The organism is Sorangium sp. So ce367 (genome assembly GCF_051520455.1).
Taxonomy (GTDB): Bacteria; Myxococcota_A; Polyangia; order Polyangiales; family Polyangiaceae; genus Sorangium; species Sorangium cellulosum_B.
Window position 1 is genome coordinate 12,699,762 of record NZ_CP150334.1, and the last position, 26,674, is coordinate 12,726,435.

18 protein-coding genes and 1 other RNA gene are annotated in these 26,674 nt (G+C 72.8%); 11 read left to right on the forward strand and 8 right to left on the reverse strand.

Going from position 1 to position 26,674, the window contains the following annotated elements; genetic code table 11:
- Positions 1-276 precede the first annotated feature (276 nt).
- Positions 277-4,632, forward strand: coding sequence for a protein kinase domain-containing protein (locus tag WME97_RS48245; protein WP_437547896.1), 4,356 nt, complete (start codon positions 277-279; stop codon positions 4,630-4,632).
- A gap of 55 nt (positions 4,633-4,687) precedes the next feature.
- Entirely contained in the window at positions 4,688-6,157 is a 1,470-nt protein-coding gene (locus WME97_RS48250; protein ID WP_437547898.1) for a hypothetical protein, read from the forward strand.
- Between the two features lie 91 nt (positions 6,158-6,248).
- On the opposite strand, the gene ffs is transcribed toward WME97_RS48250, so the two are convergent.
- Positions 6,249-6,338, reverse strand: an RNA gene (gene ffs / locus WME97_RS48255) — signal recognition particle sRNA small type.
- A 333-nt stretch (positions 6,339-6,671) separates the two neighbouring features.
- Between ffs and WME97_RS48260 the strand changes: the two genes are divergently transcribed.
- The gene (locus WME97_RS48260; protein WP_437547900.1) at positions 6,672-7,460 is read left to right on the forward strand and encodes a hypothetical protein; all 789 of its coding nucleotides are present in this window, start codon (positions 6,672-6,674) and stop codon (positions 7,458-7,460) included.
- A 91-nt stretch (positions 7,461-7,551) separates the two neighbouring features.
- On the opposite strand, the gene WME97_RS48265 is transcribed toward WME97_RS48260, so the two are convergent.
- Entirely contained in the window at positions 7,552-8,475 is a 924-nt protein-coding gene (locus tag WME97_RS48265) for a hypothetical protein (RefSeq protein ID WP_437547901.1), read from the reverse strand.
- 104 nt (positions 8,476-8,579) lie between these two features.
- Between WME97_RS48265 and def the strand changes: the two genes are divergently transcribed.
- On the forward strand, positions 8,580-9,155 hold the full coding sequence (def, locus tag WME97_RS48270; protein ID WP_437547902.1) for a peptide deformylase: 576 nt from the start codon (positions 8,580-8,582) through the stop codon (positions 9,153-9,155).
- 168 nt (positions 9,156-9,323) lie between these two features.
- On the opposite strand, the gene WME97_RS48275 is transcribed toward def, so the two are convergent.
- From WME97_RS48275 to dnaK, 3 genes are all read right to left on the reverse strand, one after another.
- Positions 9,324-9,749, reverse strand: coding sequence for a TraR/DksA family transcriptional regulator (locus tag WME97_RS48275; protein WP_437547904.1), 426 nt, complete (start codon positions 9,747-9,749; stop codon positions 9,324-9,326).
- Between the two features lie 225 nt (positions 9,750-9,974).
- Complete coding sequence (locus WME97_RS48280) at positions 9,975-12,002, reverse strand: hypothetical protein (protein ID WP_437547906.1); 2,028 nt, start codon at positions 12,000-12,002, stop codon at positions 9,975-9,977.
- Positions 12,003-12,223: 221 nt separating this feature from the next.
- Positions 12,224-14,143, reverse strand: a complete 1,920-nt coding sequence (gene dnaK / locus WME97_RS48285; RefSeq protein ID WP_437547908.1) for a molecular chaperone DnaK — start codon at positions 14,141-14,143, stop codon at positions 12,224-12,226.
- Positions 14,144-14,701: 558 nt separating this feature from the next.
- Between dnaK and rpmE the strand changes: the two genes are divergently transcribed.
- The 5 genes from rpmE to WME97_RS48310 all read left to right on the forward strand — a co-directional run bounded on the left by rpmE (position 14,702) and on the right by WME97_RS48310 (position 18,430).
- Positions 14,702-14,908, forward strand: a complete 207-nt coding sequence (rpmE, locus tag WME97_RS48290) for a 50S ribosomal protein L31 (protein ID WP_012241637.1) — start codon at positions 14,702-14,704, stop codon at positions 14,906-14,908.
- Between the two features lie 254 nt (positions 14,909-15,162).
- Positions 15,163-16,338, forward strand: a complete 1,176-nt coding sequence (locus WME97_RS48295) for a DUF1385 domain-containing protein (RefSeq protein ID WP_437547910.1) — start codon at positions 15,163-15,165, stop codon at positions 16,336-16,338.
- Positions 16,339-16,400: 62 nt separating this feature from the next.
- Positions 16,401-17,495 carry a peptide chain release factor 1 gene (gene prfA / locus WME97_RS48300; RefSeq protein WP_437547912.1) on the forward strand — a complete coding sequence of 365 codons (1,095 nt, stop codon included), beginning with the start codon at positions 16,401-16,403 and terminating at the stop codon, positions 17,493-17,495.
- Entirely contained in the window at positions 17,495-18,082 is a 588-nt protein-coding gene (locus tag WME97_RS48305; RefSeq protein WP_437547913.1) for a hypothetical protein, read from the forward strand. Before prfA ends, WME97_RS48305 begins: the two co-directional genes overlap by 1 nt.
- A gap of 9 nt (positions 18,083-18,091) precedes the next feature.
- Positions 18,092-18,430, forward strand: a complete 339-nt coding sequence (locus tag WME97_RS48310; RefSeq protein WP_437547915.1) for a histidine triad nucleotide-binding protein — start codon at positions 18,092-18,094, stop codon at positions 18,428-18,430.
- Between the two features lie 49 nt (positions 18,431-18,479).
- On the opposite strand, the gene WME97_RS48315 is transcribed toward WME97_RS48310, so the two are convergent.
- Genes WME97_RS48315 through asd form a run of 3 tightly spaced genes read right to left on the reverse strand, consistent with a single transcriptional unit; the run spans position 18,480 to position 23,664 of the window.
- The gene (locus WME97_RS48315; RefSeq protein WP_437547916.1) at positions 18,480-20,534 is read right to left on the reverse strand and encodes an FAD-binding protein; all 2,055 of its coding nucleotides are present in this window, start codon (positions 20,532-20,534) and stop codon (positions 18,480-18,482) included.
- Positions 20,535-20,554: 20 nt separating this feature from the next.
- A complete protein-coding gene (locus WME97_RS48320) occupies positions 20,555-22,942 on the reverse strand; it encodes a methyltransferase domain-containing protein (protein WP_437547918.1) in 2,388 nt (795 codons plus the stop codon).
- Positions 22,939-23,664, reverse strand: a complete 726-nt coding sequence (gene asd, locus WME97_RS48325; RefSeq protein WP_437555653.1) for an archaetidylserine decarboxylase — start codon at positions 23,662-23,664, stop codon at positions 22,939-22,941. The genes WME97_RS48320 and asd overlap by 4 nt, the downstream gene beginning before the upstream one ends.
- A 546-nt stretch (positions 23,665-24,210) precedes the next feature.
- On the opposite strand from asd, the gene WME97_RS48330 reads away from it, so the two are divergent.
- On the forward strand, positions 24,211-25,053 hold the full coding sequence (locus WME97_RS48330) for an MBL fold metallo-hydrolase (protein WP_437547920.1): 843 nt from the start codon (positions 24,211-24,213) through the stop codon (positions 25,051-25,053).
- 56 nt (positions 25,054-25,109) lie between these two features.
- Positions 25,110-26,591 carry a sigma-54-dependent Fis family transcriptional regulator gene (locus tag WME97_RS48335; protein ID WP_437547922.1) on the forward strand — a complete coding sequence of 494 codons (1,482 nt, stop codon included), beginning with the start codon at positions 25,110-25,112 and terminating at the stop codon, positions 26,589-26,591.
- Positions 26,592-26,674 lie beyond the last annotated feature (83 nt).

The window sequence follows — 26,674 nt, forward strand, 5'->3', positions numbered from 1 at the left end:
CGACGAGCGACGTTCTGCCGCTGCGCGCGTGCGATCCGTTCCGGGGACCGTTGCGGCAGCGTTCGCGGGACGGTCGCCAGGACCGAGGGCACGCCCAGCAGCCGGCTGCGTAGCACGGACGCGCGCGCAGGGCGACTGCCGTCGCGCTCGCCTCGCGCCCGCGGGGCTCGAGGGGCGTGGTGGTCGAGGTGGTCCGGCGCGCGCGGGGCGGCGATCGTCATCGCTGCGAGGCGGCGCGCTCCCGGCGCCGCGGCGCGGGCAGTAGAGTTTCCGCGGATGATCGCGCGGGACCCGTTCGGCTGGGTGGGCAGCACCATCGGCGGCAAGCTGCTGGTGGACGCCGTGGCCGGCGAGGGGACGTTCGGCGTGGTCTACCGGGCGACCCACCTGGGGTTCCAGGAGCAGGTGGCGGTCAAGTGCCTGAAGATCCCCGCAGATCTCCTGCCGGAAGAGCGGCAGTCGCTGCTCGACACGTTCGAGCGCGAGGCCCGGCTGCTGCACCGGCTCTCGCGCCGGACGACGGGCATCGTCCAGGCGCTCGACGTCTCTGCCGCGACCTCGCCGGAGGGCTCCTGGACGCCGTACATCGTCATGGAGTGGCTCGAGGGAGAGACGCTCGCGCAGCACATCGAGGCGCGGCGCGCCTCGGGGCGCGCACCGTACTCCGTCGACGAGGCGATCGAGCTCCTGGCGCCGGCGGTCGGGGCGCTCGCGATGGCGCACGACGAGCGGGTCTCTCACCGCGACGTGAAGCCGGCGAACCTGTTCCTCGTCGAGATTCCCGGCGCGACGACGATCAAGGTCGTCGATTTCGGCATCGCCAAGGTGATCGACGCGTCGGTGCCGATGTCGAAGGCGCTCGCGGAGACGAGGCGAGCCGTGGCCGCGGCGCGGGGCGTGAGCCCCAGCGACACGACGCAGGTGCTCGCGACGTCGCCGATGTTGCACGTGTTCACGCCGCTCTACGGCGCTCCGGAGCAGTTCGAGCCGAAGCTCGGCGCGACGGGGCCCTGGACCGACGTGTTCGCGCTCGGGCTCGTGCTGCTGCAGCTCGCTTCGGGGAAGCAGCCGATCGACGGGCGCGACTGGGCCGAGCTCTACCTCGCCGCCGTGGACCCGCGCAGGCGGCCGTCGTTCGCGGGGCTCGGCGTCGAGGCGAGCCCCGCGATCGAGGCGGTCGTCGCGCGGGCCGTCGCGGTCGAGCCCGCAGCGCGCTTCCGGGATGCGCGCGAGCTCGGAGAAGCGCTCGCGTCCGCGCGCGCCGGCTCCGCGCTCCGGCCGCCGGCTGCCCCGCTCTCCGCGATCTCGCCGAGGGCCGACCAGGCGTCTCCGCGGGGGACGAGCGCGGCGCTCTCGGCCGCCCCGGCGCCCGTGGACGCCACGAAGGTCGCGGCGCCCGCGGGCGGGGCGAAGGTCGCGGCGCCCGCGGGTGAGTACCGTGTCTGCACCGTGCTCTCCGCGGAGATCGTCTCCGGCGACGACGGGCAGGAGCCTCTGGATCCCGAGCAGGAGCTGGAGCTCCGGGAGGCGTGCCGCGAGCTCGTCCGCGAGCGCGTCGAGGCGCTCGGGGGCGTCGTGCAGGGCAGGAGCGAGGGCGTCGTCACCGTGCTGTTCGGCGCGCCGCGCGCGAGCGACAACGACGCCGAGCGCGCCGTCCGCGCCGGGCTGGAGCTCGCGGCGCTCGACGCCGGGTCGCTCCCTGGCCAGCTGCCGCCGCGCTCCCGGCCGAGGTTGCGCGTGGGCATCAGCACGGGGAGGCTGTTCGTCAGCGGTGCGACCGGGCGGGGCGCCCCGGTCGACGCCTCCGGCGAGGCCTTGAAGGCGGCCGCGCAGCTCCAGCGGGCCGCCGTGCCCGGCGCGGTGCTGATCGCGCAGCCCACGTTCCGGCAGGTGGCCGGGCTCTTCCTGGTCGAGCCGCAAGGCGACGGCGCGCCGGGCTTCCGTGTGCTGAAGCTCGCGAGCGGATCGGGCGCGGGATCCGATTTCCTCGGCCTCGACACCCGCTTCATCGGGCGGGCGGCGGAGGTGCAGCGGCTCTCGGAGGCGCTGGAGACGGTCATCGCGGAGCGGCGCGCGACGTTCGTCTCGGTGATCGGCGCGGGCGGCATCGGCCGCAGCCGCCTCCTCGCCGAGGTCCGGACGAGGGCGCTGTCGCAGGCGGAGCCGTGCATCGTGCTCGGCGCTGCGTGCTCGTCGCTGTCGATGGATGCGAGCTACCACCTCGCCGCGTCGCTCCTCCGCGCTCATTTCCGCGTCCAGGACGGCGACGCGCGCGACGTCGTGCTGCGCAAGCTCGCGAGCGGCGTCCTCGGCGTCGACGCCGGAGGCGAGGCCGGCGGCGCGCCGCACCCGCTCGCCCTGGAGGACGCGCTGGCGGAGGTCGCGGCCGTGCTCTGCCCGTGCCCGGCGGCGCAAGCCGCGCCCGCGACGGCGATCGTCCCCGACGAGGGCGGCGCCGAGGTGGCGAAGCGGGTGGCCGCGGCCGTCGCGATGCTGCTGCGAGCGATGGCCGCGCGCGGAGCCGTCGTCGTCCTGCTCGACGACATCCACTGGGCGGACGACGCCAGCCTCGACCTCTTCGACGACCTCGCCGTGCGCCTGTCGGACGCGCCGCTGCTGCTCGTCGGCGCGGCCCGGCCCGAGCTCTACGAGCGGCGGCCGCACTGGGGCGAAGGGAAGGCGAGCCACGCGCGCCTCGATCTCGGCCCGCTGCCTCGGCGGCACATCGAGGACATGGCGCGCGAGCGCCTCCGGCTCGTCGCGCGCTGCTCCGCCGAGGCCATCCGCGCCCTGGCGGAGCGCGCCGAGGGCAACCCGCTCACGCTGACCGAGACGCTGTACCTGCTCATCGACGCCGGCGCGCTCGAGCGGCGCCTCGGCCAGCCCTGGATCCTGCACGAGGAGCAGCTCGCCCGCCTCTCGTTGCCGGCGACGATCCAGGGCATCGTCCAGGCGCGGCTCGATCGGCTCGACGGCGAGGCGCGCGCGGTCCTGGCGCAGGCGGCGGTGGTCGGCAGGACGTTCTGGAAGGGCGCGATCGACCACCTGCGCGGCGCGGCGCCGCTCGACGGCGGCGGATCGAGCACCGCGGACGTGCTGCGGCGGCTCCGGGATCAGCAGATCATCCAGGCGCGTGACGCGTCGACCTTCCCCGAGGACTGCGAGTACGTCTTCGCCGAGGCGGCGACCCAGGAGATCGCCTACGAGACGCTCAGCCTCAAGGTGCGCCGGGCCATGCACCGCGCGGTCGCCGCCTGGGTCGACGGCGTCTCGGCGGGGCGCTCGCCTGCGCGCGCGCCGCGGGGGCTCGGGGAGGCGCTCGCGGCGCTCCACCATGATCGCGGCGGCGACGCGCGGAGCGCGGCGCTCGCCTACGCGCGCGCGGCGGCGAGCGCGTCGTCGCTCGGGCAGAACGCCGAGGCGCTGCGGCACTTCGAGCGGGCCCGGGAGATCCACGCGAGCGCGGCGGACGGCGCCCCGGCGAGGGGCTCCGCGGCGCGCGCCCCGTCGGCCGCCGCGCCGGGGGGCGACGAGCGCCGGCTGTTCGCCTGGCACGAGCGCGCGGCGCTGCTGCTCGACGTCGGCGACGCCCTCCGCAGGGCGGGCCGACTCGACGAGGCGGAGCGCGCGTACCTCGAGGCGCGGACGCGGATCCTCCGCGTCGAGCGGCGCGCCTCCGCCCCGCCCGCGCAAGGCCCGGAGGCGGCGCTGCTCTGGGATGCGCGCGTGGATTTCCGCCTCGCCCTCGTGCTGAAGGTGCGCGGCGCGACGGCCGACGCGCGCGCGCTGGTCGAGCGCGCGATCTCGCTCGCGGAGCGCGGCGGCGCCGCCCCGGAGACGCTCCCCATGTACGGGCTGCTCGCGGCGCTCCACCGGCGCGCCGGCGATCTCGACGCGTGCCGCGCGGTCGCGCTCCGGAGCCTGCGCATCTGCCGGACGCTGCATCGAGGCGACGACCGCCGCCGCGTGGCGGCGTCGCAGCTGCTCCTCGCGCTCGGGACGGTGTTCTACTCGCGCGGTCGGCTGGCGCAGGCGGAGCGCTGCTACCGCCAGGCCGCGCGGGCCGTCGATGAGCGCGCGTACCCAGAGGCGCTGGGCTTCGCGCTGAACGGCGTCGCGGCCGTGCTGTTCGCGAAGGGCGATCTCGGCGGCGCGCGGGAGGTGTTCGCCCGAGCGCTCGCGCTGAAGGAGCGGCTTGGCGATCTCCAGGCGATCGCGTCGGGTCACAACAACCTCGCGGAGGTCGAGCTCCGCCTCGCGCGCCCGCACGCCGCGCTGGAGCACGCGCGGCGCGCCGTGAGGCTGGGCGAGCAGGCCGGCGCCGGCGCCGATCTCCCGGACGCGTACCGCAACCTCGCCGCCGCGCTGCTCGCGGCCGGCCACGTCGGCGAGGCGCTCGAGTCCGGCTGCGCGGCGCTACGCCTCGCCGAGGTGGGCGGCGGGCGCGTGTACCTCGCGGACGTCGCGCTCGGCCTCGCGCGGATCTGCCGCGCGGCCCTCCGCGACGCCTCGACCCGCGCTCGCGCCGAGGTGGCCGTGGCGCAGCTCTCCGCCTCGCTGGCGGCGCACTTCCGGGACGGCGAGCTCGCGGCGCGGGCGGCCGAGTGCCGCGCGCTGCTCTCGGATCCCTGAGGCGCTGACCCTTTCTCGTCAGGTAGCGCGACGTGCCGCGCGGGAGACGTTCGTCATGATCAAGTCTTGGAATCAGGCAGCTATCGTTCTGACCGCCGCGGCCGCGCTCGGCTCGACGGCGCTCGGGTGCGCGTCGGATCCCGCGCCGCCGGGCGGATGCCCTGGCGCGCGCGCGGCGTCTGGCGCGTGCATCGGTGTCCCGGCGGGAGCGCTCTGCGACGGGGACTTCTGCGCCGCGTCGGTCGATTGCGCCGAGGTGATCGAGGTCTCGAGCGCCGCCGCGCTCTCGCAGGCCACCGACGCCGCTCGACCTGGGGCGTGCATCGCGCTCGGCCCTGGCGCCTACGGCCCGATCGATCTGCCCCCCGGCGTGAGCCTGCTCGGCCGCGGCGCTGGCTCCGTGAGCGTCGCGGCGGTCTCGCTCGCGGCCGGTGACGGCGCCGTCCTCCGGGCGTTGACCGTGGGCGAGGGCGGCGTGCGGATCGCGGCCGGCGCCCGGGCGCGGATCGAGGCGGTGCGCGTCGTCGGCAGCGCGTCCGACGGCGTGACGCTCGGCCTCGGCGCGTCGCTCGACCTCGTCGCGTCGGCGATCGAGGGCTCCGCGCGGTACGGCCTGAGCGCGTTCGACGCCGGCCGCGTCTCCGTCGTGCGGTCCGTCGTCTCGGGATCGCAGGGGCCGGGGCTGTGGGCGCAGTGCACCGGCGGCTGTGACTGCGAGGCGCCGGTGGAGCTCCACGTCGAGGACGCGCTCGTCCGCGACAGCAAGGTGGTCGGCGTGTCGCTCGTCGGGGCGCGCGCCTCGATGTCTGGCGTCGAGATCAGCGGCAATGGCCTGATCGGGTTCGATCCGAGCGGCGGCATCTCCGTGTCCGGCTGCTCGAGCCTCGACGCGGCGGCCCTCAAAGTCGCCGACAACACCGGGTTCGGTCTCCTGATCGATCGCGCGAACGCAGCCCTCGGCGAGAGCGGCGAGGGCTTCGAGGTGAGCGGCAACCAGCCCGGGATCTGGATCCAGCACACGACGCCGGAGCAGACCGTCCAGCTCACGGGAGGCCTCCTCGAGAAGAACCGGGCCATCGGCCTGGGGATGAGCGGCGACGCGCGCGGCATCATCATCGACGGCATGCGCATCGCCGGGACCTTCGCCGACTCGGCGGTGGTGAGCGCGGACGGCGGGCTCGCCCAGGAGGTCGTCGGCGACGGCGTGAGCTGGCAGGAGCGCGCGCAGGCCGCGATCTTCGGGCTCGTGCTGAGCGGCAACGGGCTCGAGTCCCTCAACCCCTCCATCCGCCCGTCACGCCGCGCGAGCGTGCTCATCGACGGCGGCGTCGGTCTGGACAGCCGCCTCTCCGCCGTGACGCTGGAGGGCGGCGACGAAGCGGCGGGCATCGTGCAGCAGCGTCTGCCCGCTGACGGCATGAGCCCGCTGCGCGACGCGGATGTCCCGCGCATCGTGACGAGCCCGGAGGCGCTGTTCTCCGTGCCCGTCGCGCCCCTCGCGCCGGCGGCGCTTGACGCCCCTTGAAGCCTGCATCCGCGCGGCGACGGCCCGGCTCCGGGACCGCGTCCCGAGGTGAGCGCGGGAGCGCGTCGGGCCCACAACTGGACCGACAAAAAGTAAGTGGGCCCGCCACACTCGCTTTCCGCTACCGTTGCTCCCTTCCGGGCCTGGCGGGGTTCACGGCGCGCTGTCGGCGGACCCATGAGGTCCAGGCGCTGTTGCCTGACGCAGGGACTTCGTAGTCGAACCTCGTCCCCATGTCGAGCCCCACGGCGCGCGCGGCGGCGATTCGTGGGCCATGGCGCCTCGGCTCCTTCGCGAACGCAGCGCCGCCCACGCCGCCCACGTCGCCCACGTCGCCCACGTCTGGTTCCCTCCTCGGAGTCATCGGGGGGTGAGCGCGGTGCGAGTGGAGGTGTGAGCGTGAGCTGCGATCGGGGTGTGCAAAGGGTGGTGGTGTGAGCGCGGAGCGATCGACCTGGAGCGGCATCGGCCAGGACTTGCCTCGTTCAGGAAGCCCCGTACGCTTGGAGGAGTCGTGAATCCGTTCGATTCCGAGGACGAGGGACGGGGCAGCCGGCTGATTCCGGCGCTTCTCTTCATCGGCTCCGCAGCGCTGGCAGCGGCTGCGCTCCGGTTCGCCTGGCAGCAGCCGGTGATCATGGCGGCGGTGCTCAGCGTGGTTCTCGTGTTCGCCGCGGCCCGCTGGCTCGCGCGCCGCAAGCTGCGCCGGCTGCTGCGCTCGGGCGACGTGGGCTCGGTGCTGCGGCGCTGGTCGTCGTCGCTTCACCGCGTCCCGCACCCCGCCACGATGGCGCCGCTCATGACGGCGACGGCGTTCGCGGCCTATGGTTGGGTCGAGAAGGCGCGAGCGGCCATGGCCGCCGCCGAGCGGGGGCCCGCGTGGGAAGCGGCCCTCGAGCACCGCCTCTTCCTCGACACGCTCCTCTGCACCTTCGAGGGCGATCGCGACACGGCGCTCGCGCAGGCGGGTCGCCTGGCGCGCCTCCCTCTCCCGGACATCAGCTCGCCCTTTCGCAGCCGGGTGGTCACCCTGCGATCGGCGGCCGGCGCGCTCGCCCGCGCCTTCGCTCACACGAGCGTGCCGGGCGACCGCGCGCTGCTGGAGCGCGCGAGCGAGGCCAGCCCGCTCGTCTTCTGGGCCATGCGCTACGCCGCGGCCGTCGTCGCCATCGACGAGGGCGAGCTCACCCGCGTCGAGGAGCTCCTCGCCGACGCGCCCTCATGGCCCCAGGAGTCGACGTTCCGCGCCTTCCACGACGAGATCGCCGATCGCGCCGGCCTTCCCCGCACGGTGAGCGCGTAGCGGGCCGGTCATCGCGCGCGCCGCCGCGCGCGGCGCCGGCCCGGAACGCCGGTCCTGCCCGAGGGCGCGCCGTCTTCGCGTTCGCGCCGGCTCAGCCCTGGAACAGCGTGCGGATGTAGCAATAGGCGCGCGCCCCGGGGGCTGTGCCGGCGGGGTCTTCCGGCGCGTCCGGCACGAACGCGCCGAGCGCGCCGAGCGCGCCGCCGACGGTGAACGTGCGCAGCATGATCCTCGCCTGCGTGCCCGCGAAGCACGGCTTGCGGTAGGCGATCTCCACCCTCCGGGCGAGCACCGCCGTGCTGTGGCCCTGCGCCGAGAGACGTCGCAGCGCGGCCTCCGCGAAGAGCCGCGGGTACACGAGCGAGTTCACGTGCTGGTTCCCGTCCGTGTGATCCAGGCCGAACACCACCGGGATCGGATCCAGGGTCGGCTTCGCGTCGAGCGGCTCCGCGCCCTCGGGCAGGCCCATCAACGCCTCCGGCGAGCGAAAGTCGTAGCGCTCGGGCGGCACCGCCGGCAGATCCGGGGACTCGAAGCGCAGCACCTTGCGCGCCTCGGGCGCCGCGAAGGGCCGCGTGAAGACGTGCTCCGCGAACACGCGACCGACCTGGATCGGCTCGCCCGCGCCGGGCGGCGGCGGGCCGTAGGTCCGACTGCGGCGCCCGCTGGCCGAGAGCCACATGGCCAGGATCAGCCGGTTCACGTGGGAAGTGGCGTCCTCCGTGTGCGCCAGCTGGTAGCGGCCCTGCAGCTCCAGCGGCTCCCGCGTCGCGATTGGCCCCTCTCCGCCCTCGATGATGAGGCGGGTGAGGATCGGGACGATCCCTTGCGTGAGCATGAGCGCCTCGACGGGGCTCGCCCGCAGGAGCTTCACCCAGACCGCAGGCCCGAGGCCGTGCGGCAGCGCGTCCAGCATCACCCGTCCGTTCTGGCTGACGTCTTCGAAGCGGAGATGCATGACGGCGGTCGCCTGCTGCTGCTCGGGGACGCAAGGCTCGTCAGGGAAGTAGTGCATGCCCCGCCTCCATAGCTGACGCCGCCGCGCGCCGCATGGATCAGCGCCTGGGCGCCGCCATGGCCGGCCAGGCCGACGGCGCGGAGCCATGGTACGATCGCCGCGTGACGCTCCTGAAAATCGCCCACATCGGCAACCCTGTCCTCAGGCAGCGAGCGCGTGAGGTCACGCCAGAAGAGCTCTCCTCCCCTGCGATGCAGGCGTTCATCGACGATCTGGTGGAGACGATGCGCGACGCGAACGGCGCGGGTATCGCTGCCACCCAGGTCCATGTGCCGGTCCGCATCTTCGCGGTCGAGGTGCAGAACAACCCCCGCTATCCGTACAAGCCGAACATCCCGCTCACCGTCGTGGTCAATCCGGTGATCGAGCCGCTCACGCAGGAGACGTTCGAGAACTACGAAGGGTGCCTGAGCGTCCCGAACCTGAGGGGTGTCGTCGACCGCACCACCGAGATCCGGCTCACCGGCCTGGATCGCGACGGGAGGCCGATCGACCGCGTCGTGCGCGGGCTATCGGCGGGCACCTTCCAGCACGAGAAGGATCACGTCGACGGCGTGCTCTTCGTCGATCGCGTGAAGGATCCGCGGACGCTCTGCACCTGGGCGGAGTTCGACCGCTATCACAAGCAGCCCTTCGTCGAGCGCATCGTCCCGTTCATCCAGCGAATGGGCGGCTGAGGTGCCTCGTCGCGCGGGTCCTGCTCGTGCGTGTGATCGCTCTGCGGATTAGAGCGCTCGGCACGAGATCGAGCGCTCCCGCGGACATGCGCCTCCGCTCGCGCAGGCCGCACGTCCCTCGCCCGCGCTGGCGGGGAGGGACGTGCGGTGCCTGCTGGCCGGGAGCGATCAGGCGCCGCCGCCGGTCCGTTCTTCGCGCTCGATCTGCTCCTGGTAGGCGACGCTGTAGCGCGCCCAGGGACGCAGCTTGAGGCGGCGGTAACCGATGGGCTCGCCGGTGCCCTCGCACATCCCGTAGCTCCCTTCCTTCATCTTCGCGAGAGCACGGTCGATCTCGGCGAGCACGCGGACATCGCGCTCCAGGAGCTTCGACGTCAGCGACGTCGCGCCCTCGGCGTTGGCCTCGTCCATCTCGTCGCCCACCTCGCGCGAGATGTCGCGCTCCGCGTGCTGCCGCTCATCGATGTTGGCGACGAGGCTCGCCCGGCGCTCCTCGAGCGCCTTCCTGAGCTCGTCGAGCTGCTCCTGCGTCAGATCCGGCAGATCGGAGTCGTCCGTTTCGGGCGCCGCGCGGCGCACGGGCGGCCTCGGCATGGCGACTGCCGGCGTGGCAGACGTCTCTGGCTGCGCCGGGCTCATTCCGTCGCGACTCGCACCTTCACGGTTGTTCATTGTTTCCTCTCATCTTTTCGGTGGCAATTCGCGTACCGATCTTGAACATGGGCGGACGAAGCACGCGCGGCGCGGTGACCAGGGAACACGACCGAGCAAGAGCAGCCGCGCCAGCTTACTGGATGTGGTGATAGCGCATCCACGAGCCTATGGCTTCGTGATGCCGGCCATTCGAAGCCCTGCCGCGACGAGCGCGCCGATGTCCTCGAGCACGGGCTTCGACACGTTGATCGAGATCTCGGCCCGCGGCGCGGCGCCGCCCTGCTGCTGGGTCGTGACGAACATCAGCCCTTCCCCTTTGTGGGGGAGCTTTGCCAGCGCTTCGCCGAAGATTCGAGCTTCCTGAGGCAGCGCCACCGGCGCCGCGCCGGGCTGATCCAGCGTCGAGAGCACGCTCTGAAACGTGCGGGTGATCGGGGCGAGCGTCGAGAATCCACCCCAGGCGAACTTCCCGGTCTTCAGCTTCTCGAGCCCCGGACGTGACGCGAGCGTCGCTGCGGCGGGCGCGTCCGCTTTCACCATGGCGAGCCGCCTCAGCAGGTCGCCCTTGTCGTTTCCGAAGGCGACCCACGTCGTCTTCTCCTCACCCATGAGGAGCAGGTGGAGCGTCATCGTCAGCTTGGGCCTCTGCTTGCCCTTGGCGGCGGGGGTCGAGCTCGCGTCTCCGTCGAGCGCCGGGAGATCGCGGACGATCTGGATTTCGACGGCGAGCGACGACTTCCCGAGCTCCTTCGGCGCCTGAACCGTCTTGACCGTCGGCAAATCCTTCGGATCGATGTCGATCTCCGGGAGCCGCTTGCGCAGCCCGGGCGTGTTGTAGGCGGTGACGGCGTTCTTCACGTACTTGATGAGCGCGTCGGGCGCCTCCTCGAACCCGAACAGGTTCCAGCCGACGAAGCTCCCCATCATCTTGTCGAGCGCCTCGTTCGGCGTCGGCTTTCCGGCCTGGGGAGCGGGAGGAGGCGCGTCCGGGTACCCGTGGGCGGACACGCTCGGCCCCTGGTTGATCGGCAGCGAGAGGAGATCGGCGAGCGCCTTGCGATCGGCGGGCTTGCCGATCTTCTCCTTCTCCAGCCACCCTTCGAGCATCTCGCGCAGCGTCTTCAGGATGCCGCCGTAGTGCGCCGGGTCGTAGCCGTGGTCGAAGAACGCGCCGGCGCTGTCCTTCGGCGCGCGCCAGTACAGCGCCGGCGCTGCCGCGGCGCGGTTCGCCCTGTCGGCCATCGTCTTGGCGACCCACGACGACTGGCCCCGGAGCTCCAGGGCAGCCGTGAGGTTCACGCAGGACTGGTTGTCGACCTGGAGATCGACGACCGCCTTGCTCGCGTCGTTGATGAGCGCCTCGAGCTCGTGCTGAACGGAGGTCGCCGCGTCGGTGAGCGCCCGGTCGAACTGGGGCTGCCCGATCGAGAGCTGGCTCTGCGCGAGGATCGGGAGCCCGCCGAGCTGCTGCTTCGCCATGCCGCCGAACTTCGTGCTGAGCGGGACGAAGCGGACCTCGCCGTGGAGGTCGCGCGCCTCGGGCGCGAGCGTCGGCAGCGTGCGCGCGAGGTACGGCCCGAGCGTCGTCACGTCGCGGTCCCGATCGCCGCAGAGGAGCCGCGCGGGCGCCGATCCGGCGGACGCGGCGAGGAAGCAGCTCGACGACGAGGGCTCCTTGCCGCCGATCTTCCACATGCCGGGCTTCACCTCGGTGAGGGCGGCGCCCGCCTCGAGCGCGCCCCTCGCCCGCTCGAGCGACGTGAGCCCGAGCGACACGGCCGCCACGGGCTTGCCCCGCTTCGAGCTGTCATCGAGCGCGACGATCAGGTGCACCGGCGCGTCGAGCGCGAGCACCGTGGCGAGCTGGTCCGTGTCGATGGAAGGGCTCACGAGCTCGCCCAGCACAGCCGAGGAGAACGCCTGCGCGCCCGTCTCCGCGAGCGCCGGAGGCAGCCCCGCGCACGTCGCGATGCTCGACAGCGTGGCCGCGGGGTTGCTCCAGCGGAGCACGCCGACGACGTCGGCCGGCTCGGCGACGGGCGATAGATCGAACGCTGGGCTGGCGGCGACCTGGGCAGGCCCGGCCTTGACCTCGCCTTGTCCTGCTGTCGGCGCGACAGGCGCGGGCGACGGCCCGCAGGCGAGGGAACCGGCCATCAGGACCAGGGGGGCGATCGGCAGGAGGGTTCGCATGAGCGCCGGTTATACGGCTCCCGGACATCCGAGTCGACGCCCAAGGAGCGCGCCGCGCAGGCGACGGCCGCATGCGCCGCCTCGCGCGCGGCGGCCGCTCCAAATGCGAACGAGCGCGGACGAATCCGCGCTCGTTGCGTTTAGCGTTTGCCGCTCGGCGAACGCGCGCGGAGGGATCCGCGCTCGTCGCACACCGTCGAGGAGCGGGCTCCTCGCGGCGATCAGTTCGACTCTTCGAACTCCGCGTCGATGACCGAATCCTTCCCCTTGCCGCCGGCGGGGGGCGGCGGCTGGCCTCCCGGCGCGCCGCCGGGCGCGGCGCCGCCGCCGTCCTGGGGCGGGCCGGCCTTCTCGTACATGACGCTCGCGATGCGGTGCGCTTCCTTCTCGAGCTTCTCCAGCGCCGCGCTCACGGCCGCGTCGTCCTGCTTCTCGATGGCCGACCGCCCCTCGGCGATGACCCCGTTCAGCGCCGAGACGTCGCCCTCCGGCAGCTTGTCCTTGTTCTCGCTGATCGTCTTCTCCAGCGTGTAGCAGAGGTTATCGAGCTTGTTGCGCCGCTCGATCTCCTCGCGCCGGCGCTTGTCCTCGGCCTCGTGCGTCGCCGCCTCGTTGACCATCCGGTTGATCTCGTCCTCCTTCAGGCCGCCCGACGCGGTGATCGTGATGCGCTGATCCTTGCCGGTGGCCGTGTCCTTGGCGTGGACCGAGAGGATGCCGTTCGCGTCGATGTCGAACGTCACCTCGATCTTCGGTACGCCGCGGGGCGCCGGCATGATCCCTTCGAGGTGGAAGCGGCCCAGGGTCCGGTTGTAGCGGGCCTCGGTGCGCTCGCCCTGGAGCACGTGGACCTCGACGCTGGGCTGGCTGTCGGTCGCGGTCGAGAAGATCTCCTTCTTCTGGGTCGGGATCGTGGTGTTCCTCGAGATCATCACGGTCATCACGCCGCCGAGCGTCTCGACGCCCAGCGAGAGCGGCGTGACGTCGAGCAGCACGAGGTCCTTCACGTCGCCCGAGAGCACGCCCGCCTGGACCGCGGCGCCGACGGCCACGACCTCGTCCGGGTTCACGCCCTTGTGGGGCTCCTTGCCGAAGAACTTCTTGACCGTCTCCTGGACGAGCGGGATGCGGGTCGAGCCGCCGACGAGGACGATCTCGTCGATCTGCTGCGGCGACTTCTTCGCGTCGGCGAGCGCCTTGCGGGTCGGCTCGAGCGTGCGGTCGATGAGCGGCCGGATCATCTGCTCGAGCTTCGCCCGGGTGAACTGCTTCTGGAGGTGCTTCGGCCCCGAGGCGTCCGCGGTCAAGAACGGCAGGTTGATCGTCGTCTCCTGCACGTTCGACAGCTCGATCTTCGCCTGCTCCGCGGCGTCCTTGAGCCGCTGCACGACCATCTTGTCGTTCGAGACGTCGATGCCGGTGTCCTTCTTGAACTCGGCCGCGAGCCAGTCCATCACGAGGTGGTCGACGTCGTCGCCGCCGAGGTGGGTGTCGCCGTTGGTCGAGATGACCTGCACGACGTTGTCGCCGACCTCGAGGATCGAGATGTCGAACGTGCCGCCGCCGAAGTCGTACACGGCGATGACCTGCTCGTTCTTCTTGTCGAGCCCGTACGCGAGCGCGGCGGCCGTGGGCTCGTTGACGATGCGCTTCACGTCGAGCCCGGCGATGCGGCCCGCGTCCTTGGTCGCCTGGCGCTGCGAGTCGTTGAAGTACGCCGGCACCGTGATGACGGCCTCGGTGACCTTCTCGCCGAGGTAGTCCTCCGCGGCCTTCTTCAGCTTCTGGAGGACCTTCGCGGAGATCTCGGGGGGCGACGCCTGCTTGCCGCGCACCGCGATCGACGCGTCGTTGTTCTTGCCCTTGCTGACCGTGTACGGGACGCGCTTCGCCTCCTCCTGCACCTCCTCGTAGCGGCGCCCCATGAAGCGCTTGGCCGAGTAGATGGTGTTGGTGGGGTTCGTGACCGCCTGGCGCTTGGCGATCTGTCCGACGAGCACCTCGCCCTTGTCGTCCCAGGCCACGACGGACGGCGTGAGGCGGGAGCCCTCCTCATTCACGATGACCTTGGGCTCCTTGCCCTCCATCACCGCGACGACGCTGTTGGTCGTGCCGAGATCGATGCCGATGATCTTGCCCATGACGTTGAACCCTCCGAGAACTGTTTGCGCGACGGCCTGATGACCACGGGGGGCGAGAAGACCCGACCGGCCAGCAGGGCTCAGCTGACAGCTGCCGCGAGCCACCGCTCCAGAGCCGTCAAAAACCGCTGGGAATCCGGATACTTTCGCCGAGTTTTCGCGAGCTCGCTGGCTCGCGACCGCGAAACTAACCATGTGCGCCCGAGCGTCAACGCCGCCTCTAGCAATTGCCGTGCGCGGGGGCTGGGGCTGCCCGCACCTTGACCGGAGCCCGGTCGCGCCGCACCTAAGGTGTCCGCGCTTCGCACCGCCAGCGTCTCGAGCCGGGGGCCTAGCTCCTGGGGGAAGCGCGGCGGGCTCGGCCGGCAACGCCAGGGCCGCCTCGCTGCGCAGCTTCGCGCAAACCCGCGCGAACTCGCGCAAACAATGCCGGGCGGACCGGACGAGAACCGGACGAGAAACGAGAGATAGAAGAGCGGGCGCGTCTGAGGGGCTTCTTGCGGTCCCAGACGCGCTGAGCTATAGGCGCCCTCCCTCGCAACACCCGAAGGACTCACCATGAAGCCCGGCATCCACCCCGAGTACAAGGCCTCCACGATCACCTGCGCGTGCGGCGCCGTCGTCGAGACCCGCTCCACCCGCGGCAGCTTCACCACCGACGTCTGCTCCGCCTGCCACCCGTTCTACACGGGCAAGCACAAGATCATGGACGTCGCCGGCCGCGTCGACCGCTTCCGCAAGAAGTACGCGACCGCAGGCAAGTAGCCGGGCCGATCGTCCCTCTACCCCCGATATCCCATCTTTCACCGGATTCGCCCGTCACGCCGCGCCCGCCCGGGGCGTGGCGGATGGGCTCGTTCGCCTCGCGCTCGCTAGCCCCTGCGCGGAGCGTGAGCGGTCGAGACGTCGCGCGCGGCGGACGCGGACGCGAACATGACGACGTCGGCACATTCACCATGTGCGGCGCTGGTCGGTCGGGCCGATGCGCTGGCCGTGTTATGCGCTAGATTGGAACGCGTATGAGCGATCAGCCTGCACGTCCGTATATCGGCGGCCAAGCGGTCATCGAAGGGGTCATGATGCGGTCGCCGAGCTCGGTCGCGATCGTCTGCCGGCGCCGCTCGGGAGAGCTGGTCGTCCGCGAGCAGCCGATGACCGCCGTCTCGAAGGGGCCGCGCACGTGGCCGTTCGTGCGGGGGGTCGCGACCCTCGTCGAGTCGCTCCGCCTGGGATCCCAGGCGCTCCGCTGGTCCGCGGACCTCTACGAGCAAGATCTCTCGGCCGAGGAGGCGGGCTCGGTCAAGGGGCCGGAGTCGAAGCGCCCGAGCGCAGGACAGGCGGGCGGTGTGAACCTCACCTCCCTGGCGCTCAGCATGGCGGCGATCGCGGCGCAGGACGTCGAGCCCGCGCAGGTCACGGGCAGCCCCGCGCCGGGCGGCGGCGCAGAGGCGAAGAAGCGGGGAGGAGGGATGGGCATGATCCCGATCCTCTTCGCGGTCCTGCTCTTCGTGGCGGCGCCCCAGGCCGGCGCCGAGCTTGTCAACAAGCTCCTGGGCCTCGGTCTCGAGGTCACGTCGCCGGCGTTCCAGGCGATCACCGGCGTGGCGAAGCTCGCCATCGTCGTCGGCTACCTCCTGCTGATCCGCCAGATCCCCGAGGTTCGACGCGTTTTCCAGTACCACGGCGCCGAGCACAAGGCGATCTCCACCTACGAGGCGCACGAGGTCCTCGAGGTCGAGAACGCGCGCCGGAAGACGGCCATGCACCCCCGCTGCGGGACGACGTTCCTGGTCATGGTGGCGCTCGTTTCGATCGTTGTGTTCTCGGTGGCCGGGGCGTCCCTCGGGGCGCTCCTGCCCAAGCTCCCCGGCGGCCGGCTCGTCGAGAGCGTCACGTTCTTCCTGATGAAGCTGCCGTTCCTCCCGCTGATCGCCGCGGTCACCTTCGAGATCCAGCGGATCTTCGCGCGTTATTGCACCACCGGCCCGCTCCGCGCGCTGCTCTGGCCGGGGTTCCTTGTCCAGAAGATCACGACGGCGGAGCCCGACGACGCGCAGCTGGAAATCGCCCTCGCGTCGCTCCGTGCGACGCTCTGGCGCGAGGCCTCGGTGGCCGCTCCCGCCCAGCCTGATCGGGTGTTCGCCGACTACTCCAAGCTGCTGGCCGACCCCGGCTACGCAGGCGCTCACGGCTAGCGCGCGCCGGCTCCGCCGGGCCCCTCGCCGCCGTCCAACCCCGCGTCGTCTTCGGATTGCAGATGCTACCTATCGCGAAACTCGAGGCGGTTCAGCGCCGCTTTCAGGAGCTCGAGCACCTCATGTGCAGCCCGGCGGTGCTCTCCTCGCCGGCCGAGCTCCAGCGGCTCAACCGCGAGCGGACGGAGATCGAGCCCGTGGTCGTCGCCTTCGCCCGGCTGCGGGACGTCGATCGGCGCATCGCCGAGGATCGCGAGGCGCTGAGCGATCCGGACCTGTCCGAGCTCGCCCAGGCGGAGCTGCCCGAGCTCGAGCTCGAGCGCGAGCGGCTCGCCGCCGAGCTCGAGGTGCTCCTCCTGCCGAAGGACCCCAACGACACGCGGAACACCGTGATCGAGATCCGCAGCGGCGAGGGCGGCGAGGAAGCGGCGCTCTTCGCCGCCGATCTCTTCCGCATGCTGTGCCGCTACGCGGAGACGAAGCGGTGGAAGGTCGAGGTGCTCAACCTGAGCGAGGCCTCCGCCGGCGGCTACAAGGAGGTCGCGGCGCTGATCACGGGGCAGGACGTCTACTCCCACCTCCGGTACGAGGGCGGCGTCCACCGCGTTCAGCGGGTCCCCTCGACGGAGACGCAGGGGCGGATCCACACCTCGACCGCGACCGTGGCCGTGCTGCCCGAGGCCGACGAGGTCGACGTGCACATCGACGACAAGGACCTGGAGATCTCGATCGCCGCGTCGGGCGGCCCCGGCGGCCAGGGCGTCAACACGACGAACAGCGCCGTGCAGATCAAGCACCTGCCGACGGGCATGATCGTGAAGTGCCAGGACGAGCGCTCCCAGCTGAAGAACAAGGCGAAGGCGATGAAGGTGCTCCGGAGCCGGTTGCTCGAGCTCGAGCAGCGGCGGCAGGAAGAGGCCCAGAGCGCCGAGCGAAGGACCATGGTCGGCACGGGGGAGCGGGCGCAGAAGGTGCGGACCTACAACTTCCCGCAGAACCGCGTGACGGATCACCGGATCGGCCTCACGCTGCACAAGCTCGACAAGATCATCGAAGGGGACCTCGAAGAGCTCATCGGCGCGCTGCGCACGCACCGCCAGGCGGAGCTCCTGCGCCGCGGTGGGCTCTCGGGGCCCGCGCTGGAGCCCGCCACGTGATGGGGGCGCCGTCCATCGAGAGGGGGGCGCCGCCCGTCGATCTGGAGGCGCTGCTCGTCGCGCTCGTGCTGGCGCCGTCGACCTTCTCGCGAAACCGCTTCTTCTCGCTCTACGCCGACCCGGAGGCGCGCCGGGTGCGGCGGCGGGCGGCGCTGCTCAGGAGCATCGTGCGGCAGCTGGTCGCGGGCGCGGACCGCGCCGGGCTCGCGCCCGCCGCGAGCGGCGGCGCGCTGCTCACCTACGACGTGCCGTCGCTCGGGTTGAAGCGCACCGCCGCGCTCGACGCCCTGGAGCTCGCGGTGCTCCGCATCGCGGTCGCGCGCGGGGCGGTCCCGCGGGCCGAGCCGCCGGGCGGCGGGGACGCCGCGCCGAGCTCGGCGACAGGCGCCGCATTGCCGCATGCGCTCCTCCCCGAGCCGGCGGACACGTCGCGGATCGAGCGCGCGCTCGCCCGGCTGCTGCCCGAGGGGAAGCCCGGCGGAGCGCTGGAGTCTCCTGGCGAGGGGGAGCCGGGAGAGCCGGACCCCGGGACCAGGGCGCTGCCGCGTGACCGGGCGCGGCGTGACTCGCAAGCACCCTGGGAGTAGGAGGCGGCCATGTGCATCTTCTGCAAGATCGCGAACAAGGAGATCCCGTCGAAGGTCGTGTTCGAGGACGAGCACGTCATCGCCTTCCACGACGTGAACCCGCATGCGCCCACGCACGCGCTCATCATCCCGAAGCGCCACATCGCGGGCATCGCCCAGGCCACGCCCGAGGACGAGGCCGTCCTCGGCCGGCTGCTCCTCGCCGCGCGGCGGGTCGCGGAGCTTACCGGCATCGCGGAGAGCGGCTTCAGGACCGTGGTGAACAGCGGCGCGAACGCCGGCCAGACGGTCTTCCACATCCACGTCCACGTCATGGGTGGAAGGCCGATGGCCTGGCCTCCCGGCTGACCGCCGTCCGCGCCGTCCGCGCTCCGAGTGAGCGCGGCGCCGACCGCGCTCAGCGGACGCCGCGGGCGGCGCTCACCGCCGCGTCGAGCCACGCCGCCTCGTCCTCGCGGAGCGACGGCTGCCTCGGCAGCGCGGTCGGCAGGGCGCGGGACCGCGACGCGCCGTGGACACGGAGGTGCGCGGACGTGATGGCGCCGACGCGCCCCCCCACGCCGAGGAACAGCGCGAAGAGATCCGGGCCCACCGCGCGCCGCGGGGCGGGCCGCACCGCGAGCTCGGCGCCGGACGCGAGCCGCGCGGTGAACCCGGCGACGAGGTGATCGACCGGATCGCTCCACGGATCCGGGGCGCCGGGGGCGCCCGCCGCGATCCACGCGTCGAGCGTCAGCTCGGGCGAGGTCGCGCCGAAGTCGATCGCCAGCGTGAGGCCGCGCTGCTCGAGGGTGCGCTCGATCTCGCCGAGGCGAGCGGTGCCGGCGGCGTGCACGAGCATGGAGTCGCCGTCGAGCACTGGCGCCGCGGGCGGCGGCGGCAGCGGGCGGCGCGCGGCGGAGGGCGCCTCGCGCGGGAGCAGGTTGCCAGGGTTCATGACGCCGGCGGGGTCGAAGACGCCGCGGAGCGCATGGATGACCTCGACGCCGAGGCCGAGCTCGGCGCCGAGCCGCGGCGCCTTGCTCCGGCCGACCCCGTGGTGATGCGAGAGCGTCCCGCCGGCGTCGATCGCGGCGTCGAGGGCCGCCCGCCAGGCCGCGTCGTACTTCGCCTCGGCCGCCGCGACGCTCGGCGCGCTGCCAGCGAAGGTGAAGTAGATGCTGCAGCCGTCCGGGTACGCGTGGGACAGGTGAGCCATCACGAACACGTGGCGCCCGAGCGCGCCGCGCACCGCGCGGTAGAGCCCGTCGAGGCGCGACCAGGGCGCGGCGACCTCCATGGTGTCGCTGAACGCGCCCGCCATGAACACGGGCGCCTGGCGGTAGCTCACGCTGTAGCGGTGCGCGAGCCAGTGGCGCGCGGGCTCCTCGCCGAGCGGCCTGGCGCCGCCGCGCTCCGCGATCGCCGCGGCGCGGGCGAGGTCGTCCGCGCTCGCGCGCGCCGTGCCCTCGAAGATGAGGATGAGCGTCGCGCCGCGGAGCACGCGCGACCCGACGCCGTCGACGATCTGGTTGAGGAGCCCCGGCGCGCGCAGCAGGCCGCGCAGCACCGCGGCGCCGGCCCCGGGGCCGCGCGCGCCGTGCCCCCGCGCGGCCGCCCCCTCGGAGGATTCATCGGCTGCGCCGGCGTGGGCGCGCTGCCGGCGCACGGCGCCCAGCCGGGCCATGAAGGAGTCGAACGGGTCGTAGAGCCGCGAGACCGCCGGGCGGAGGCCGGCCTGGAACATCGCCCGCATCGCGTCCCATCCGGCCTCGACGCTGGGGAACGAGAACGCGGCGAACGCGCGCGCCGGCGGCGCCGGGTGCAGCCGGAGCGTCGCGGCGGTGACCACGCCGAGCACGCCCTCGCTGCCGATGAGGAGCGGCGTGAGATCCGGGCCTCGCGCGCGCCGATCGAAGCGGACGATCTCGCCGCGGCCCACGACGCACTCGAGCGACGCGACCATGTCCTCGATCTTGCCGTAGAGCCCGGAGCACTGGCCGGCGCTGCGCGCCGCGACCCAGCCCCCCACGGTCGAGCAGAGGATGGACGACGGGAAATGGCCGAGCGTGAAGCCCTCGGCGTTCAGCTCCTCCTCGAAGCGGATGCCGAGCGCGCCGGCCTCGACCTCGACCGACGGAGCCTGACGATCGAGCGAGCGGCGGCGGGAGAGCCGCTTGAGGTCGAGCACGACCGTGCGCTCGTCCGGCAGGACGCCGCCGCACACGCCCGAGCCCGCCCCGAAAGGCACCAGCGGGAGCCCCTCGTCCGCGCAGAAGCGCACCACCTGGGCGACCTCCTCCGCGGAGGACGGCCAGACGATCATCCCGGGCCGGTGCTCGGCGATGCGGCCCTCCGTCACCGCGAGGTGGTGCCGCGGCCAGAGATCGCGGGCGTAGGCGATCTGATCGACGGGGGAGGCGCTGCGCGGGATCCCCGGCAGCGCGCGCGCGATCGCGGCCTCGAAGCTCATTCCCGGGGAGCCCTAGCGCCTCAGCTCCGCTCGGCAAGCACGATGAGCCGCGGCGACTCGGAGCCGAAGAAGACGCCGGGGTGCGCAGGGTGTCCGGTCACCTCGGTGACCTTGAAGCCCGCTTCGTGGAGCACCTTGCCGAGCTCGTGCAGCCCGTAGAGGCGGAGCGAGTAGTCGAGCTCGCGCGAGCGACCGTCCTCGAACATGACGGTGCGCTTCACCTTGAGCCTGCTCGTGAAGAAATCCACGTGCATCTCATCCATGCAGACGCAGCCTTCCCCCTCGAACCAGACAAGGCTCGGCTGGCGGGACGCCACATAGTCGCGGTTGACGATGTCGAGCAGGAGCATCCCGCCGGGGCGGAGGGCGCGGCGGATGCGGGCGAGGACATCCGCGTTCTTCTCGTCGTCGAAGTAGCCGAAGCTCGTCGACCAGCAGTAGACGCCGTCGAAGGTCTCCTCGAACGTCATCTCGCGCATGTCGCCCTGGAGGAAGTTCAGCTTCTGGCCGCGGTCCTGCGCCTCGTCGGCGGCGCGGGCGAGCATGGCGAGCGACAGGTCGTAGCCGACAACGCTGTAGCCGCGGCTGGCGATCTCGATCGCGTGGCCGCCTGCGCCGCACGCGAGATCGAGGATCACCGCGCCCTTCTCGACGCCGAGCCGCTCCTCGATGAAATCGACCTCGCGGCGAACCACCTTGCTGTCGATCTTGTCGAGCGTGCGCAGGAAGTCGTCGCCGAAGAGCTCCTCCCACCACGGGCGCTTCCGGCGCGCGGCGGGCTCGGTCGAGGGTCCGGAATCGTGCTCGACCTGCTTCGCCGCGGGCGCCGCGGGCGCCGCGGCGGGAGCGGCGGGCCGCGCGGACGCGGACGGCTCGCTGTGCGACGAAGGCGCCGACACGGGCGGCGCCGACGCGGGCGGCGGCGGCACCGAGCTCGTGAACGTCGCGAGATCCGGCGATGCCAGCGCCTGCGCGCGCGGGCGCCGCGGCGGCAAGGGAGGCGGCGGTGGCTTCTTGGGATGCGCGGCGTGCGGATCGGCCTGCGCGGCCGAGCCCGCGTCGGCGAGCTCGGCGTCGCGCTCGGGCTCGACCTCCTCGAGCTCGACCTCGGTGCTCCTGGGCGGCACGGTGATGCGCGTCGGGTCGCCCTGCGCCTGCTGGCCTTCGCCGCCCGCGGGAGGAGCGCTCGATAGCTCGGCCTTCGCCTCGGTGACGGGCTCGGACTCGGGCTCGACCTCCGCGACCTCGTCCGCGCCCGCCCCCAGCGGCCAGTCCAAGGGGTGCGCGTCGATCTCCGGCGCCGAGGCCTGCCTCCTGGGCCGCCTCCGAGGCTGTGGCTGGAGGGCGTCGAAGGCGGCGTCGCGCGCCGTCGGCGGGCCCTCGGGGAGGCCTTCCTGGAACGACTCGAGGCCCATCCCGGTCGGGACGTCGTCCGGCCGGATCCTGAACTGGAGCGGCGGCCACTCGTGCTCCGCCGGATCGGTCAAGAGCGGCGGTCTGGCGGGCTCGGGGGCCGAGGTGATCGGCGGCACCGGCGGCAGGTCCGATTCGATGCTGACAATCTGGAGCGGCCGGATCACCGCGACCGAATCGGGATCGATGATGAGCCCGCTCGGCGCCGGCATCGGCGGCATGCTCGAGGATTTCGGTGACGGGCGCGGGACGGCACGGGGCGGAACCAGCTCGGCCAGGTTCGCCGCCGCCGCCGTCGCCGCCGCCGGCTTGCTGGGGGGTCTGGATCCATCCAGCGCGGGCTCGCTGGGATGCCTGGGCGCATCGAGCGTCGGGTAGCTGGGCCGCCTCTCGGAGGCGCTCGGCCACCCGTCGTCGTCCGCCTCGTCGCGCGCGCCCGAGCGCTGCGCCGCGGCGTCCTCGGGCACGGTGGCGCGGTCGTGCGTGGCGGCCTGATCGTCACCCTGCTGCGCTGCGTCTCCGGACACGTTCACGAGCCGCCGCGAGCGCCGTCGCCCGGTCTTCGCGCCCTCGCCGCGCTCCACCTCCGCCGCCCGCTCCACCTCCGTCGCGAGCGACTGCCAGGACCGCCTGGAGCCGGGGTTCGTCGGCAGGGGAGCGCCGTGCCGCGAGCGCTCGGTGGGCGGTCCGGCGATCCGCGGGTCGAGATCGAGGTCCGGGATCTCGGCGATCTGCCCGCCGGAGCTCCCGTCCGCGATGCCCGCGATGACATCGAGGCGCGGCAGCGGCGTCGTCGTCGCGAGCTGCGGGCGCGCGCTGGGCGAGCGCTCGGGCCGTGGAGCGGACGCTCGCGCGGGGAGCGAGCCCTGGTCTCCCTGCGGCGCCGGTGCGGCCGCGCTCCCTGCCTCGCCCGGCAGCGGCGCGCCGGGCTCTCCGGAGGCGCCGCCTTCCTGGGCGGGCGTAGCCAGGGGGTTGCGCGGCCGCTCGCTCGTCATCGCTGGCCCCCTCCGTCCAGCGGCTCGCCGTAGAGGATCGGCCCAGGAGCCCTGCTCCAGGGGGGCGCCACCCCGCGCTCCACGAACATGACCGCGGTGGATCCGAGGTGGAACTTGCCGATCTCCTCGCCGCACGCGACCGGAAGGGCCGGCGAGATGGTGTGCAGGCCGAGCGGCACGTCGCGCGCGTCGACGGCGCTCACCGTGATCCGTCCGACGATCATCGCGCCCACCATCACCACCGTAACGCGCCCCTGGCGCTCCGTGTCGATCACGATCGCGACGCGCCGGTTGCGCGCGAAGAGGCCCGGGACGTGGCGCTCGCCGATCGCGTTCACCGGGAACAGCTCCCCCGGCATCGAGCGGATGAGGCTCACCTGCCCGGCGACGGGCGAATGGACCCGGTGGTAGTCGCGGGGCGACAGGTAGACGATCGCGAACTGCCCGCCGTCATAGCGCGTGGCTTCTGCGGGGTCGCCCACGAGGTCTTCCACGCGGTAGGGCTGCCCTTTGATGGTCAGCCGCCCGCCCTCGGTCACGGGGCCGATCGCTTCGACCCGTCCGTCGGCAGGGCTGGTGATGGCTCCGGGATCGGAGCAGACAGGGCGCATCCCCTCGCGGAGCTTGCGCGTGAAGAACGCGTCGAAGCTCTCGTAAGGGCTCGTCAGCACCTCGGCGGCGTCCATGTCGACGCGGTACGCGCGCGCGTAGAGCTTCACCACCGTGTTCAAGACGGCGGCGGGTGCTCTGGCGTCGCAGAGGCGGCCAACGGCCCGGGTAATGCGCTCTCGCGGAAGCACCCGCAACAGCTGTGCGGCGGCGTAGGTGGCAACGGTCATTGTGCGGAGCAGCGGTAACGATGCGGGAAAGAGAGCGGTGCAGGAATGCTAGGCCTCAGGAAGGACCTTGGTCAACGCTCGGGTCAGACGAACCTTCCAGCGTCGGCGCAGTCCCCAACCAGCGAGGGAGCTCAGCCTTGACGCGACGCACAGCGCGATCCGAGGCGCGACGCCAGGCCCGTCCCCCGCGCCCCACGTTTCTCCACGTCGCTGCGAGCGCGTCAATCGCGAAGCGCCGCTCCGCGCAAATGGAGGCGCGAGGGCCCGCAGGCCGTCCCCTCGACGCGCTCCATTCTGAAGCGGCGATCCGGACCTCGCGCTGCAACTTCGATCGACCTCCGCGGGTGAAGCAGAAAAGAGGAGCGATTTCAAGGGCCTGCGTCCTGGCACGCCGCTCGCTGAAGAGGGCCCAGGAGGCTCGCAACAACGATGGAGATCAAGTTCTGGGGAGTTCGCGGGAGCATCGCTTCGCCTGGGCCGGAGACGGCTGCGGTGGGCGGAAACACAAGCTGCGTGGAGGTTCGCTGCGGATCGTCGCGGATCATCCTCGATGCAGGGACGGGCGTACGCAAGCTCGGAGATGCCCTGCTCCGGGAGGGACCGGTCGAGGCGACGGTGCTGCTGTCGCACCTGCACTGGGACCACATCCAGGGCCTGCCGTTCTTCGTGCCGGCGTACCTGCCGAGCTCACGGCTGTCGTTCGTGGGCAGCGCGCACGGGGTCGGGAGCCTCCGCGAGGTGCTCTCGACGCAGATGGCCGCGCCGAGCTTCCCCGTCCGCATGGACGAGCTCTGCGCGCAGATCGCCGTGCGGGAGGCGCGGCCGGGCGAGGCGTTCGATGTGGGCGAGGTGCACGTGCGGATCGCCAAGCTCAACCACCCGGGCGGCGTCCTCGCCTACCGCGTCGAGCACGAGGGCCGCAGCGTCGTCTACGCGACCGACACCGAGCACTACGCCTGCGTCGATCCGGCGCTGCGCGCGCTCGCGGACGGCGCCGACGTGCTCATCTATGACGCGCAGTACACCCCGGAGGAGTACCGCGGCGACGGCGGGCGCTCGAAGGCCGGCTGGGGGCACTCGACGTACGTCGCGGGCGCGGAGATCGCGCGGGCGTGCGGCGCGCGGAAGCTCGTCCTGTTCCATCACGACCCGCAGCGGACGGACGCCGGCGTCGCCGAGATCGAACGCCTCTCCCGCGAGCTCTTCCCTGGCTCGGTCGCCGCGCGCGAGGGGCTCTGCATCCACGTCGAGGCCCTCGCGCGGGCCGCGTGATGACGCGGATGACGACAAGCGTGGCGCCCTCTATGCTGGACACTGCTCCGCTATCCATGTCGCGCCTCTCGCTGCTCGTCGATCTCGCCTCCCTCCTCGCCCGGGAGGTCGACTTCGACGCCCTCCTCGGCACGGCGTGCGAGCGGCTCGCGAAGGCGCTCCGCGCCGACCGCGCGACGATCTGGCTCGTCGACGCCGAGCGCGGCGATCTCGTGACGCGCGTCGCCCTGCTGCCCGAGCTCCCCTCGCTCCGGCAGCCGCTCGAGCGCGGCATCGCCGGGCACGTGGCCACGACCGGGCAGGTCGTGCGCGTCGATGACGCCTCACGCGACCCGCGCTTCGATCCGTCGGCGGACCGGGCGACGGGCTACACGACGCGCTCGATGCTCGTCGCGCCCATCCGCGAGGACGGCGCCGCGCCGGTCCGCGGCGTCGTCCAGCTGCTGAACCGCGCGGGCGCGCCCTTCGACGAGGAGGACCAGCGCTACCTCGTCGCCCTCGCGACGCAGCTCGCCCGCGCCCTCTCGCTGACGACGCTCCGCGCCGCCGAGGGCGGCGGCCCAGGGGTCGTGCTGCAGGGGCCGTTCAACCGGATCGTCGGCCGGAGCGAGCGGCTGGCCGCCGTGTACGAGAAGGTCCAGCTCGCGGCCCAGACCGACGCGACCGTGCTGCTCCGCGGGGAGACAGGCACCGGCAAGAGCCTGTTCGCCCGGGCGATCCACGTCAACTCGCGGCGCCAGACGAGGCCCTTCGTCACCGTCGACTGCACGACGCTGCCGGCGCAGCTCGTCGAGAGCGAGCTCTTCGGCCACGAGCGGGGGGCGTTCACCGGCGCGGACCGGCGCGTGCCGGGCAAGGTCGAGCTCGCCGAGGGCGGCACGCTGTTCCTCGACGAGCTCGGGGACCTGCCGCTCGACATCCAGGGCAAGCTCCTTCGCTTCCTGCAGGACCGCTCCTTCGAGCGCGTCGGCGGTCGCCAGTCGCTCCGCGCCGACGTGCGCGTCGTGTGCGCCACGCACTGCGACCTCGAGCGCGCGGTCGCCGACGGACGCTTCCGGAAGGACCTCTACTACCGCGCGCGCGTCGTCGAGATCGATCTGCCGGCCCTGCGCGAGCGCGGCCCCGACGACGTCGAGACGCTGGCCCGGCACTTCGCGGACGTCTACGCGACGAGGTACGGCAGGCCGCCGCCGCGCTTCGATCCGGACGCGCTCCGCCACCTCCGCGCCCACACGTGGCCAGGCAACGTGCGCGAGCTCGAGCACTGGGTCGAGAGCGCCATCGCCCTCGCGCCGGACGGCCGCATCTCCGCGGGGCACCTCCCGACGCGGCGGGGCGAAGGCGCCCCGCCGCACGCCGCAGCGGCGCCCGAGGGCGACGCGCGGGTCGCGCTGCCGCTCGGGCTCACCCTCGACGAGGTGACGCGGCGCTACGTCGAGGCGATGGTCCGGGCGTGCGAGGGGAACAAGACGGAAGCGGCGAAGCGGCTCGGCGTCGGCAGGAACACCCTGGCGCGCGCGCTCCGCGCGAAGCACTGAGGCCGCGCGGAGCGCACGACCTCCTCCGGCACGACGCCCGCGCCGCGCGAGGCCCGAGGAGGCGCGGGGCGTGGGTCACGGCG